Consider the following 11,975-nt stretch of genomic DNA (forward strand, 5'->3'; position numbering starts at 1 on the left):
TTTGCGAGTCAGAAGGGCAGCAGAGAAGGGAAAAACAGAAGTGACGGATACAATCGAAAGTGTCAGTGACTACTCAGTAAGGAAGCGGCACCCGCACCGCCGAACAACCCGGCACTGATCCGGTTAAACCAACTTTGCCCCTTGCCACTGCGCAGATACCGCGCTGCACCATGCGCCCCTAGCCCATAGGCCAGTTTGCACAGCAGATCCAACACCGTCCACGTGGCAATCATCACCAGCAATTGCGGCAGGAACGGCTGTTCTGCACTCAAAAACTGCGGCAGGAATGCTGCAAAAAACAAAATGTCTTTTGGATTACTGGCACCTAAAACAAACGCACGTCCGAACAGCGCGCGAAAACGCGGCACCGGCGCGGCCTGGGGCACTTCAGCGCCCACCGAGGGCAGGCGCGATTGTTGCCAGCTCTGCCAGGCGAGGTAGAACAGGTACAGCGCGCCAACGATTTTCAGGGCGCTGAACAGCTGTTCCGACGCGAGCAACAACGCGCCCAGCCCCAGCGCCGAGGCACTGAGCAAGCAGATCGAAGCAAACACGCCCCCCAGGAACGCCGGGTACGAACGGCGCAAACCGTAATTCAGACTGTTGCTGATCATCAACAAAGACAGGGGCCCCGGGATCAGGATCACCACCAGCGCAGCGCCGCTGAACAGCAGCCAGGTTTCCAGACTCATCACTTTCCTCCATTTGCACAAAAGCCTCACCCGACGGGGTGAGGCTGATTTACGTGTACGGCTTACAAGAAAACGAACTTGGCGATGAAGATCGCGCAGAGCACCCACAGGCTGATGGAAATTTCCTTGTGCTTACCGGTGCAGGCTTTCAGCACCACGTAAGTGATAAAGCCCAGCGCGATGCCGTCGGCGACCGAAAAGGTCAGGGGCATCATGATCGCGGTGATGATCGCCGGAATGCTGTCGGTCGCCTCGTCCCATTCGATGTGCGCCATACCGCCCATCATCAGCATTGCCACGTAGATCAGCGCACCAGCGGTGGCATAAGCGGGGATCATGCCGGCCAGCGGGGCGAAAAACATAGCCGCAATAAATAACACACCCACGGTCACGGCGGTAAGACCGGTGCGACCACCCGCGGCCACACCCGCGGCACTTTCCACGTAGCTGGTGACCGGCGGCACACCCACCACCGCACCGAATACGCTGGAAGCACTGTCGGCTTTCAGGGCGCGGGACAGGTTTTCGATCTTGCCGTCAGCGTTGACCAGGCCGGCGCGCTGGGCCACCCCCATCAAGGTGCCGGCGGTGTCGAACATGTGCACGAAAAGAAAGGCCAGCACCACGCTGATCATGCTGACATTGAACACGCCGGCGACGTCCATGGCCATCCAGGTCGGTGCCAGGCTTGGCGGGGCCGACATGATGCCCTCGTAGTGCACCAGGCCCAGGCCCCAACCGGCCAGTGTCACGGTGATGATGCTGATGAGGATCGCGCCGAACACCTTGTGGTAGCTGAGCACGGCAATCATCAGGAAGCAGATGGCGGCCAGCAGCGGGCCAGGCTCGCGCAGGGAGCCGAGCTTGATCAGGGTGGCCGGGCTGTCAACCACGATGCCGGCGGTTTTCAGGCCGATCAGCCCCAGGAACAAGCCTACGCCGGCGCCCATGGCAAAGCGCAGGCTCACGGGGATGCTGTTGAGCAGCCATTCGCGGATCCGGGAAAACGTCAGGAACATGAACAGCACACCGGAAACGAACACCGCGCCCAGGGCGGTTTCCCAGTTGTAGCCCATGGTGCCGACCACGGTATAAGTGAAGAAAGCATTCAAGCCCATGCCCGGCGCCAGGCCGACCGGCCAGTTGGCGTACAGGCCCATCAGCAGGCAACCCAGCGCAGCGGCGATGCAGGTGGCAACGAAGGCGGCGCCGTGATCGATTCCGGCATCGGCCATGATGTTGGGGTTGACGAAGATGATGTAGGCCATGGTGATGAAGGTCGTCAGACCGGCAATCAACTCGGTCTTCACCGTGGTGCCATGCAAGCTGAGTTTGAAGATGCGCTCCAGCCAGCCATTGCGGATCGGCGGCGAGAGTTCCAGGGTCGGGGCTTCGGATTTGCGGCTTTCCACAGCGAGTACTCCTCAAGCGTTTTATTGTTATTTCCAGGGGCGGACCCATGAGGGTGGCAGCGGCCCTTTGAGGTGCTTGCGAATTTGTTGACCTATTGGTCAGGAACTCGCACGAAGTGGATTATGCTTTTGTATACAAATAAAGCAAATAATGTTTTTGATTTTGTAGACGAAAAGTTTGGCAATTGGGATATATCGCCTGTGAGGACGCCTTCGCGACCCTGAGGCAAAAGCCGCTTGAGGGGAGCGCAGAAACCAAAAAACCGGCCAATTGGCCGGTCTGTTTTTTTGTCTGAAACCCTCGGTGTTTGTGCCGGCCTCTTCGCGAGCAGGCGCCAGTCAGCTCACCACTAAGCCCTCAGGCCGCAGCAAACCGCTTATCCAGATAATCAATAATCACCTTGGACTCATACATCCAGGTGGTCTGCCCATTCTCTTCGATGCGCAGGCACGGCACCTTGATCTTGCCGCCTTGCTCTAGCAACGCCTGGCGATCCTGCGCGTTGTTCTTCGCATCGCGCAACGCCACCGGCACATTCAGGCGGCGCAGGGTGCGGCGGGTTTTCACGCAGAACGGGCAGGCGTGAAACTGATACAGGGTCAGGCCCTTGGCAGCCGTGTTGACCTGAGCCTGAATCTCGGCAGGGCGTTGCTTCTTGCCAGGACGGGTGATGAAGTCGATGAAGATGATCAGTTGGCCAAGGCCGACACGAAGCGCTTTAACGAACACGGTATTAGCCTCACAGGGCAAACGGAAGGCGCGCAGCTTACCTGATTTTTCGCGGGCGAAAAAAAACCGGCGATGAACGCCGGTTTTCTTCGTGCCGCAGATTACTTGATCAGGCTGAGAAACTCGCTGCGGGTAGCCGCATTCTCGCGGAACTCACCGAGCATCACCGACGTGATCATCGACGAATTCTGTTTCTCCACACCGCGCATCATCATGCACATGTGCTTGGCCTCGATCACCACCGCAACGCCCAGGGCGCCGGTGACTTCCTGGACCGCATCGGCGATCTGGCGGCTGAGGTTTTCCTGGATCTGCAGGCGGCGGGCGTACATATCGACGATCCGCGCGACTTTCGACAGCCCCAGCACCTTGCCGCTCGGGATGTAGGCAACGTGGGCCTTGCCGATAAACGGCAGCAGGTGGTGTTCGCACAACGAGTAGAGCTCGATGTCCTTGACCAGCACCATTTCGCTGTTGTCGGAGCTGAACAAGGCACCGTTGGTGACCTCTTCCAGCGTCTGTTCATAACCGCGGCAGAGGTACTGCATGGCTTTGGCGGCACGTTTTGGCGTGTCGAGCAGGCCCTCGCGGGACACGTCCTCGCCCAATTGGCCGAGAATCGCGGTGTAATTCTGTTCCAGGGACATGAAACTACCTGTGGGATTTTTACGCAAAGGCCAAGGGTACGGTGGCGGACACGGCGCTGCAAGCATGAAGCGACGGCTTCACTCGTCGCGACCTTCCATCATGATGCGTTTGAGCATCACATAAACCGCTCCGGCGCCGCCGTGTCGGGCCTGGCACGAGGTGAAGCCGAGCACCTGGGAATGCTGGCGCAGCCAGGTGTTGACGTGGCTTTTGATCATCGGCCGCTTGCCGTCCAGGCGCACGGCCTTGCCATGGGTCACGCGCACGCAACGGATTTCGAATTTGGTCGCTTCGGCCAGGAACGCCCAGAGGGTTTCCCGGGCCTTTTCCACGTTCATGCCATGCAGGTCGAGGCTGCCTTCGAACGGGATCTGGCCGATCTTGAGCTTGCGCATCTGGCTTTCCTGCACCCCGTCGCGCGCCCACATCAGTTCGTCTTCCGGGCCGACGTCGATCACGAACTGATCGGACAGCCCGTCGACGGTGGTGGCATCGGTGCGCACGGTGGCGGCCTGGCGCAGCTTGGCGATTTGCGCGCGGTCGGCCTTGGGTTTGCCGGTTTCGGCGCGATCGTGCTTGATCGGCTTGACGCCTTGGATCGCGCTCTTGAACAGGGAAAAATCGTCGTCTTGCATGTCAGCCTCCGCGAAGGGCGGCCAGTTTACCCAACTCGGGACGAATGGGGCGCGACAAAACGCCCGAGGGGTCGACTCAGTCGTGTTTTTTCATCAGGTGCGGGGCAATGTTCAGCTCCCGGGACTGACGCGCACGGCGACGGCAGCGGCGCCACAGCCACACACCCAGGTACAGCAGGAACAGGCCGACCACCAGAATGATGGTCGAGCCCAGCGGGCTGGCATTCAGCTCGCCGAGTGCCGGAGGGCGGCCCAGCAGGCTGGCCACACCGGCCATCGCCAGCAGCACGCCGCAGGTCGCCAGCAAGGCGGCAAAGGCTGCGCCGAAACGAAAACGCCAGTTGCTTTGGCCTTTGGACCGCAAGCGGCGAGCGTCAAATCCATCGGATAACTTCATTCCGACCTTCCTCAATGGGTATCGGCCCTTCGACCGGGAGTTGACCGGGATGTTCCTGAGGCTAAGACAATTACAGCACACGAGCGGCTTTAGCGGATGAGCGGTGGCATGAATCGCTCATCGAGCGTCGATCAAATCAGCCCGCGGGTCACGGCAAGGGTGGCGAAGTTGTCCGCCATGATCGCCATTTCGGTCTGCTGCACGTGCTCGGCACTCAGCACACCGCCTTTGTATGGCAGGTCGCGAGTGGCGCAGGCATCTTCTACCAGGGTGCAACGAAAGCCCAGGTTCTTGGCGGCGCGCACGGTGGTGCTGACGCTGGAATGGCTCATGAAACCGCAGACGATCAAATCCAGCGAGCCGAGATTCTGCAAACGCTCCAGCAGTTCGGTACCGTGAAACGCACTCGGCAGCAATTTGCCGATGATGGTTTCGTCACCCCGCGGTTCCAGTCCCTGAATGAATTCACCGCGCTCGCCCTGCGGATCGAACAGGCCACCGACGGTGCCAAGGTGATGCACATGCACGATCGGCCGGCCGGCTGCGCGGGCAGCGGCTACCAGTTGCTTGATGTTCGCGACGGCAGCATCCATGCCGCTCAGGGCCAGCGGACCGCTGAGGTATTCTTTCTGGGCATCGATGATGACAAGCGTCGCATTGCTCAGATTGGCTGCAGCGTAACCGCGGCCGCTGAGTTGAAACATCGTTTTTGGAACGGACATTCTGGGGCTCCTTCGGGTGGGGCTTTTGCGACATTGTCCTCTGGCTGAGCGGTTCTGTGAATCGCTACTATCGCAGGCGCCGTCATTCTTGGCCTGTAGCCTTGTCAATATCCTCGTATTGTTCAATCACCAACCAGAAAAAGAGAATAGTCCTACATTGTGTCCGGTGGTTTCCCACGTCGTCGCCACAGGTTTTGGCTGTTAGAATCATCCGTCGTTTTTTCTGGAGTTTGCCGCTGTGATCACTTCCCGCCTTCGTACCCTGCGCGACCATATCCGTTGGGCCGTCAGTCGCTTTCATGGGGAGGATCTGTTTTTTGGCCATGGGACCGACAACGCCTGGGACGAAGCCCGCCAACTGGTGTTGGGTGCGCTGCACTTGCCGTGGGAAATGGCCGACAGCTACCTCGACTGCAACCTGGAAGAAGATGAGCTGGTCAATCTGCAGCGCCTGCTCAAACGCCGGATCGAAGAACGCATTCCGACCGCCTACCTGCTGGGTGAGGCCTGGTTCTGTGGCATGTCGTTCATCGTCGACGAGCGCGTGCTGATCCCGCGTTCACCGATTGGCGAGTTGATCGAAAAACGCTTCGAACCCTGGCTGGGTACCGAGCCTGCGCGGATTCTCGACCTGTGCACCGGTTCCGGTTGCATCGGTATCGCCTGTGCCTACGAGTTCCAGAACGCCGAAGTGGTGTTGGCCGATCTGTCGTTCGAAGCTCTGGAAGTGGCCAACCAGAACATCGAGCGCCACGGCGTCGACGAGCGGGTGTACACGGTGCAGGGCGATGGTTTCGATGGTTTGCCGGGTCAGCGTTTCGACCTGATCGTGTCGAACCCGCCTTACGTCGATGCAGAAGATTTTGCCGACATGCCGGACGAATACCAGCACGAGCCGGAACTGGGCCTGGCCTGTGGTGATGATGGCTTGAACCTGGTACGGCGCATGCTCGCCGAAGCGGCGGATCATCTGACCGGGAAGGGCTTGCTGATTGTCGAAGTGGGCAACAGCCAGGTTCACGTCACGGCGCTGTACCCGGAAGTCGACTTCGCCTGGCTCGATTTCGAGCGGGGCGGGCATGGGGTGTTCATGTTGACGGCCGAGCAGTGCCGGGATCATCAGGCGTTGTTTGCTTCTCGCGTCTAGCCGTCAAAAGCATCGCGAGCAAGCTCGCTCCCACAGGGTCTGTGTGTGCCGCATCTCTTGGGCACGGCACAAAACCTGTGGGAGCGAGCTTGCTCGCGATGGCCGCACCTCGGTCTCCAACATTCAGCGGTGCAAGGCAATCCAGATCAACAACCCCGCCTGAAACACCGCAAACGCCACCAGGCAGGCAATGGTAAAACGCAGCCCTGCGTCTTCGCGCTGGTACTGGCTGACTTTTTCCTCGTGTTTCCTGAGCTTCACTTCCTGTTCGATCAGGTTCTGCTCGGCTTGCTGCAGCATCTGCGCCGCTTCGATGATTTCCACCACTTGCAGCTTTTCGGTGTTCCAGTCACCCAGCAGATCGCCGACCCGCACCGCTGTGACGCTGCCCTTCAAATGCTGGGCGTCGGTGTAAACCACGTCAAAACCATGCACCCGCAGAAAATGATCGCGGCGCAGGCGTGTGTCTTCATTCAGCGCATCTTTGTTGTTCAGGTCGGTGCCGTCGACGGTGTAGCCGGGCCAGCGCGTCTTCGCCCAGTTGATGCCTTGAGCCGCCATGAAGCGGCCAATTCCGCGGTTCATTGGCTCGATCTGCAGGCCACTGTCAGGGCCGAAATGCACGCGCCGGGTGCCGTGATCGACCCACACGTCCAGATGATTCTGCTCCTTGCGCACGCACTGGCCGGGCAGGGTGATGCTCATGCGCATCAGGCTGCATTCCTTGTCGTGGCGCTCGGCATGACCGAATTCGACAAAGCGCAGCGGGCGTGCCCCGGTATTGCGCTCGGTTTTCAGCGGCGCCAGGCGGAGCATCCTGTAATGCTCGGCGTGGACGTCCGCCCACGGCAGCTCGACCACTGACGCAGCCTCTGTTTCAGCGGTGGTGTCGGGTGAAGTCGGGGTATCAGTCATAACGGCGAGATCCTGTCCAAGCCCTGCTTGTCGCCAGTCTTAGCGCTGGCGACAATGGCTTATCGGCCGTTTTCTGCAGGACTGGAGGGCAAACAGCGCTTAACTGGCACGAAGTCCGTCAATAAACCCGAGGATTCGCGTGCCCAGTTCGGCCGCCAGCGGCAATTGCGGATCCTTATAGGATGCCAATTGCCGTTTTACATCGTTGGGCACGATGCGCATCACGTGGTTCATACCCTCGATCAGTGCCAGTTCGGCGTCCGGTTTGGCAGCCTTGAGCAGCCGGGCGTCATTGACGCCGACCTGGATATCATTGCTGCCTTGGATGATCAGCGCCGGCATCTTCAATTTGCCGAACGCTGCCGCCGGATCCTGGCGGAACAACGAAATCAGGTACGGCTGCACGCTCGGGCGGAAAATCACCTGCAGTTGCGGCGGCACGTTGTCATCGGTACGGCCGGCCTTGAGACTGTCGAGCAGTTCATTGCTGCGCAGCATCAGGGGGGGCGGCAAGCGATTGCTCAATTGCTGGCGCAATACTTGATCGACCGGACGGGCGCTGCCGGACATGGAAATCACCGCCGCGGCGTCCAGGCTCGGTGCCGCGAGGCTGGCGATCAAGGCACCCTCGCTATGGCCGAGCAGGATCAGTTGGCCAAAGCGCGGATCGGTTTTCAGCTTGCGGCCCCAGGCCTCGGCATCGGCCACATAGGCTTCCACCGACAGGTTGCGTTCGTCCGGGGTCGCCGCCAGGCTCGCCGCCACGCCACGCTTGTCGTAACGCACGCTGGCAATGTTGTGTTTGGCCAGCACCCAGGCCAGACGCTTGAGGCTGTCATTGCGTCCACCGTCGGGGTTGTTGCCATCGCGATCCGTAGGGCCGGAGCCGGAAATGATCAGGACAACCGGCACGGGTTGGTCGGATTTAGGCAGCAACAACGAGCCGAAGAGCTCGCCGGTACCGGTATCAAGAGTGATCGGGCGTTGCAGGACAGTGGCCTGTACAAAGCCGGTAAACAGGGTAAGGCTCAAGGCTATAACTCGCAGCATCATCACGCCATCATGAACAAGATGCCGGTTGGACTCGCGGGCACCCATAAGGTTCGAGGATGAACTACTTGGGTAGCCTGCGTATACTGGCGCGCATTACGTATTCAGGTTCGATTTCACGGAGCGTCCCGCATGTCCGGCAATACCTACGGCAAGCTGTTCACTGTCACCACCGCAGGCGAAAGCCATGGTCCGGCGTTGGTCGCCATTGTCGACGGCTGCCCGCCGGGTCTGGAGATCTCCCTCGACGATTTGCAGCGCGACCTCGATCGCCGCAAACCCGGCACCAGCCGCCACACCACCCAGCGCCAGGAAGCGGACGAAGTCGAGATCCTGTCCGGCGTGTTCGAAGGGCGCACCACCGGTTGCGCCATCGGCCTGTTGATCCGCAACACCGACCAGAAGTCCAAGGACTACTCGGCGATCAAAGACCTGTTCCGCCCGGCCCACGCCGACTACACCTATCACCACAAATACGGCGAACGCGATTACCGCGGCGGCGGTCGCAGCTCGGCGCGCGAGACCGCCATGCGCGTGGCGGCGGGTGCGATTGCGAAAAAATACCTGGCCAGCCAGGGCATCGTCATTCGCGGCTACATGAGCCAGCTCGGTCCGATCGAAATCCCGTTCAAGACCTGGGAGTCGGTGGAGCAGAACGCGTTCTTCAGTCCGGATCCGGACAAGGTGCCGGAGCTGGAAGCCTATATGGACCAGTTGCGTCGCGACCAGGATTCGGTCGGCGCCAAAATCACAGTGGTTGCCGAAGGCGTGATGCCAGGCCTGGGCGAGCCGATCTTCGACCGTCTCGACGCCGAACTGGCCCATGCGCTGATGAGCATCAACGCGGTCAAGGGCGTGGAAATCGGCGCCGGTTTCGCCAGCGTCGCCCAGCGCGGCACCGAACACCGCGATGAACTGACCCCGCAAGGTTTCCTCAGCAACAATGCCGGCGGCATCCTCGGCGGCATTTCCTCCGGCCAGCCTATCGTCGCGCACCTGGCGCTCAAGCCGACCTCGAGCATCACCACGCCGGGCCGTTCCATCGACATCCACGGCAACCCGGTGGAGGTCATCACCAAGGGCCGTCACGATCCCTGCGTCGGCATCCGTGCCACGCCGATTGCCGAAGCGATGATGGCCATCGTGCTGATGGATCATCTGCTGCGTCACCGCGGGCAGAACGCCAATGTGCGGGTGAGCACTCCGGTGCTGGGTCAGCTTTAATGGTTGACGCAGGGTCTGTACGAAAACTCGCCGAGCGGCGATCAGGCAAGGCAAAAACCGGCGAGCATGCGGAGTGTAGGCACCTACATGAGCATTGCGAGCCGGTTTTTAACGCAGCATGATCGTCGCGCAGGCAGTTGTCGTACAGAGCCTCATAGTCGCTGCGGTCTGATGACTGTGGCGGCGCTCCCGTACTGGCGGCTCTCCAGTTTCTATCTGTTCTATTTCGCCTTGCTCGGTTCGACGGCGCCGTTTCTGGCGCTGTATTTCGATCACCTGGGCTTTTCCAGCGCACGTATCGGCGAGCTGGTGGCGATCCCGATGTTGATGCGCTGCGTGGCACCGAACATCTGGGGCTGGCTCGGTGACTACACCGGCCAGCGCCTGGCCATCGTGCGCTTCGGCGCGGTCTGCACCTTGCTGACCTTCTCGTTGATTTTCGTCAGCAAGAGCTACGCCTGGCTGGCGATGGTCATGGCCTTGCATGCCTTCTTCTGGCACGCCGTGCTGCCGCAGTTCGAAGTCATCACCTTGGCGCATTTGAAGGGCCAGACGTCCCGTTACAGCCAGATCCGGCTATGGGGTTCCATCGGCTTCATCATCACCGTGGTCGCACTGGGCCGGGTGTTCGAATGGCTCAGCCTCGACATCTACCCGGCGGCGCTGGTGCTGATCATGGCCGGGATCGTGGTCAGCAGCCTGTGGGTGCCCAACGCCCAACCGGTCCAGGGTGAGCGACTGGCAGGCGACGGTTTTCTCAGGCAATTGCGCAGCCCGGGGGTGCTGGCGTTTTACGCTTGCGTGGCGCTGATGCAGTTGAGCCACGGCCCGTATTACACCTTCCTGACCTTGCACCTGGAGCGACTCGGTTACAGCCGTGGCTTGATCGGCATGCTCTGGGCGGTCGGAGTGGTCGCCGAGGTCCTGATGTTCCTGGTCATGAGCAAGATCCTCGCGCGGTTCTCCGTGCGCCGGGTGTTGCTGGCAAGCTTTCTGCTGGCGGCGCTGCGCTGGTTGCTGCTGGGTTCGTTCGCCGACTATCTCTGGGTCTTGCTGTTCGCCCAGGTGCTGCACGCGGCGACCTTCGGCAGCTTTCACGCGGCGGCCATCCAGTTCGTGCAACGCAGCTTCGGCGCGCGCCAGCAAGGGCAGGGCCAGGCGTTGTACGCGGCACTGGCCGGCACCGGCGGAGCACTGGGCGCGTTGTACTCCGGTTACAGCTGGAACGCACTCGGGGCCACATTGACCTTTAGTATTGCCAGCCTCGCAGCGTTCGCGGCTGCCGTTATGATTGCGACATGCATGCACGAGGAGAGGCCATGAGCCTTGCCCCTGAACTACCGAGGAATCAACCATGAGCAGCCTGTCCGTTTACCCGGTCAGCAGTCCGGAACTGCCGAACAAGGTACTGACCCATCACGAAGACATCGCCTCGACCCTGGCCGAACTGGGCGTGCGCTTTGACCGCTGGCAAGCCGCGACGAAGCTCCAGCCCGACGCCAGCCAGGAAGAAATCATCGGCGCGTACCAGGCGCCAATCGACAAGCTGATGACCGAAAAGGGTTATATCAACGTCGATGTGGTCAGCCTCAGCAGCGATCATCCGCAAAAAGCCGAGCTGCGCACCAAGCGTCTCGAGGAACACTGTTGTGATGAGGATGTCGTGCGATTTTTCGTTGCGGGGCGAGGTTTGTTCAGCCTGCATATCGGTGATTATGTCTACTCGGTACTGTGCGAGAAGAACGACCTGATTTCGGTCCCGGGTGGCACGCCGCACTGGTTTGACATGGGTGAACAGCCGCATTTCGTAGCGATCCGGCTGTTTAACAGCCCGCAAGGCGGGGAAGCCCGGTTCACTGGCGAGGATATTGCCAGTCGTTTTCCATTGCTTGACGACTGAGTTCGCTCCGTACTCCATCCCCTGTAGGAGCAAGCTTGCTCGCGAAGGACGTCAACGATAACGCGCTCCCACTGAATACGCATCGCCTTTAAGACCATCGCGAGCAAACTCGCTGCTGCACAAACAACTCAGGCCGTGAAGCGAGAATCGCTTACGGCCTGTTCGTTTACAGCGCTGCAACGGTTTACGCCGAGTGATAAGTCGGCAGGGCAAACCGTTGCTGGCTTTGCAGCATGGAGATCTGCGGCAGTTCGCTGGCCTGTTCGGCCAGGTCACGGCGGATCGCGCTGATCACCCACGACAGCTGGTCGCCAGCGTGCAATTGCTGGTAGGAAATCGAGCGTTTGAACACTTTACCTTCGGTGCTGCGCAGGGTCAGCAGGATGCCACCATCAGGACGTGGCTGGGTGGTCACTTCGAAGTTGGAGAACAGGGACGAAAATTTTTCTTGGATCAGGTTCATGTCTATCAGCTCCGTTAGCTCTTGAATGGCAAGCATGCAG

Annotated in this window: 14 protein-coding genes; 4 read left to right on the forward strand and 10 right to left on the reverse strand. The window is 60.3% G+C overall.

Annotated elements, in window-relative coordinates; all coding sequences use genetic code 11:
- Nucleotides 1–62: 62 nt before the first annotated feature.
- From ACA041_RS07905 to ACA041_RS07935, 7 genes are all read right to left on the reverse strand, one after another.
- Complete coding sequence (locus ACA041_RS07905) at nt 63–692, reverse strand: LysE family translocator (RefSeq protein WP_497440606.1); 630 nt, start codon at nt 690–692, stop codon at nt 63–65.
- A 62-nt stretch (nt 693–754) separates the two neighbouring features.
- On the reverse strand, nt 755–2,104 hold the full coding sequence (locus ACA041_RS07910; RefSeq protein ID WP_497440607.1) for an NCS2 family permease: 1,350 nt from the start codon (nt 2,102–2,104) through the stop codon (nt 755–757).
- Between the two features lie 358 nt (nt 2,105–2,462).
- Nucleotides 2,463–2,834 carry a glutathione S-transferase N-terminal domain-containing protein gene (locus tag ACA041_RS07915; protein WP_497440608.1) on the reverse strand — a complete coding sequence of 124 codons (372 nt, stop codon included), beginning with the start codon at nt 2,832–2,834 and terminating at the stop codon, nt 2,463–2,465.
- Between the two features lie 101 nt (nt 2,835–2,935).
- Nucleotides 2,936–3,481 (reverse strand): GTP cyclohydrolase I FolE, encoded by a 546-nt coding sequence (gene folE / locus ACA041_RS07920; protein WP_128871843.1) that lies wholly within the window; start codon nt 3,479–3,481, stop codon nt 2,936–2,938.
- A 78-nt stretch (nt 3,482–3,559) separates the two neighbouring features.
- Nucleotides 3,560–4,117 (reverse strand): Smr/MutS family protein, encoded by a 558-nt coding sequence (locus tag ACA041_RS07925; RefSeq protein ID WP_497440609.1) that lies wholly within the window; start codon nt 4,115–4,117, stop codon nt 3,560–3,562.
- 76 nt (nt 4,118–4,193) lie between these two features.
- On the reverse strand, nt 4,194–4,514 hold the full coding sequence (locus ACA041_RS07930; protein ID WP_497440610.1) for a hypothetical protein: 321 nt from the start codon (nt 4,512–4,514) through the stop codon (nt 4,194–4,196).
- Nucleotides 4,515–4,645: 131 nt separating this feature from the next.
- Nucleotides 4,646–5,236, reverse strand: coding sequence for a cysteine hydrolase family protein (locus ACA041_RS07935; protein WP_497440611.1), 591 nt, complete (start codon nt 5,234–5,236; stop codon nt 4,646–4,648).
- Between the two features lie 238 nt (nt 5,237–5,474).
- Between ACA041_RS07935 and prmB the strand changes: the two genes are divergently transcribed.
- A complete protein-coding gene (gene prmB, locus ACA041_RS07940) occupies nt 5,475–6,383 on the forward strand; it encodes a 50S ribosomal protein L3 N(5)-glutamine methyltransferase (protein WP_497440612.1) in 909 nt (302 codons plus the stop codon).
- Nucleotides 6,384–6,506: 123 nt separating this feature from the next.
- On the opposite strand, the gene ACA041_RS07945 is transcribed toward prmB, so the two are convergent.
- Entirely contained in the window at nt 6,507–7,298 is a 792-nt protein-coding gene (locus ACA041_RS07945; RefSeq protein ID WP_497440613.1) for a hypothetical protein, read from the reverse strand.
- Nucleotides 7,299–7,397: 99 nt separating this feature from the next.
- Entirely contained in the window at nt 7,398–8,396 is a 999-nt protein-coding gene (locus tag ACA041_RS07950) for an alpha/beta hydrolase (RefSeq protein WP_497440614.1), read from the reverse strand.
- An 84-nt stretch (nt 8,397–8,480) separates the two neighbouring features.
- Here ACA041_RS07950 and aroC point away from each other — a divergent pair, with 84 nt between their 5' ends.
- The 3 genes from aroC to ACA041_RS07965 all read left to right on the forward strand — a co-directional run bounded on the left by aroC (nt 8,481) and on the right by ACA041_RS07965 (nt 11,472).
- Nucleotides 8,481–9,572 carry a chorismate synthase gene (aroC, locus tag ACA041_RS07955; protein WP_497440615.1) on the forward strand — a complete coding sequence of 364 codons (1,092 nt, stop codon included), beginning with the start codon at nt 8,481–8,483 and terminating at the stop codon, nt 9,570–9,572.
- Nucleotides 9,573–9,743: 171 nt separating this feature from the next.
- A complete protein-coding gene (locus tag ACA041_RS07960) occupies nt 9,744–10,895 on the forward strand; it encodes an MFS transporter (RefSeq protein ID WP_497440616.1) in 1,152 nt (383 codons plus the stop codon).
- A 31-nt stretch (nt 10,896–10,926) separates the two neighbouring features.
- On the forward strand, nt 10,927–11,472 hold the full coding sequence (locus ACA041_RS07965; RefSeq protein ID WP_497440617.1) for a 1,2-dihydroxy-3-keto-5-methylthiopentene dioxygenase: 546 nt from the start codon (nt 10,927–10,929) through the stop codon (nt 11,470–11,472).
- A gap of 184 nt (nt 11,473–11,656) precedes the next feature.
- On the opposite strand, the gene ACA041_RS07970 is transcribed toward ACA041_RS07965, so the two are convergent.
- Nucleotides 11,657–11,935 (reverse strand): DUF3509 domain-containing protein, encoded by a 279-nt coding sequence (locus tag ACA041_RS07970; protein ID WP_017339634.1) that lies wholly within the window; start codon nt 11,933–11,935, stop codon nt 11,657–11,659.
- Between the last annotated feature and the right edge of the window lie 40 nt (nt 11,936–11,975).

The organism is Pseudomonas sp. LBUM1676 (genome assembly GCF_059695605.1).

What these genes read in the sequence shown, in the direction of transcription:
- ACA041_RS07935 (WP_497440611.1), bottom strand. Translation starts at nt 5,236, where the DNA reads ATGTCCGTTCCAAAAACGATGTTTCAACTCAGCGGCCGCGGTTACGCT.
- ACA041_RS07950 (WP_497440614.1), bottom strand. Translation starts at nt 8,396, where the DNA reads ATGGGTGCCCGCGAGTCCAACCGGCATCTTGTTCATGATGGCGTGATG.
- ACA041_RS07945 (WP_497440613.1), bottom strand. Translation starts at nt 7,298, where the DNA reads ATGACTGATACCCCGACTTCACCCGACACCACCGCTGAAACAGAGGCT.
- ACA041_RS07970 (WP_017339634.1), bottom strand. Translation starts at nt 11,935, where the DNA reads ATGAACCTGATCCAAGAAAAATTTTCGTCCCTGTTCTCCAACTTCGAA.
- ACA041_RS07960 (WP_497440616.1), top strand. Translation starts at nt 9,744, where the DNA reads ATGACTGTGGCGGCGCTCCCGTACTGGCGGCTCTCCAGTTTCTATCTG.
- ACA041_RS07930 (WP_497440610.1), bottom strand. Translation starts at nt 4,514, where the DNA reads ATGAAGTTATCCGATGGATTTGACGCTCGCCGCTTGCGGTCCAAAGGC.
- ACA041_RS07925 (WP_497440609.1), bottom strand. Translation starts at nt 4,117, where the DNA reads ATGCAAGACGACGATTTTTCCCTGTTCAAGAGCGCGATCCAAGGCGTC.
- folE (WP_128871843.1), bottom strand. Translation starts at nt 3,481, where the DNA reads ATGTCCCTGGAACAGAATTACACCGCGATTCTCGGCCAATTGGGCGAG.
- aroC (WP_497440615.1), top strand. Translation starts at nt 8,481, where the DNA reads ATGTCCGGCAATACCTACGGCAAGCTGTTCACTGTCACCACCGCAGGC.
- ACA041_RS07965 (WP_497440617.1), top strand. Translation starts at nt 10,927, where the DNA reads ATGAGCAGCCTGTCCGTTTACCCGGTCAGCAGTCCGGAACTGCCGAAC.
- ACA041_RS07905 (WP_497440606.1), bottom strand. Translation starts at nt 692, where the DNA reads ATGAGTCTGGAAACCTGGCTGCTGTTCAGCGGCGCTGCGCTGGTGGTG.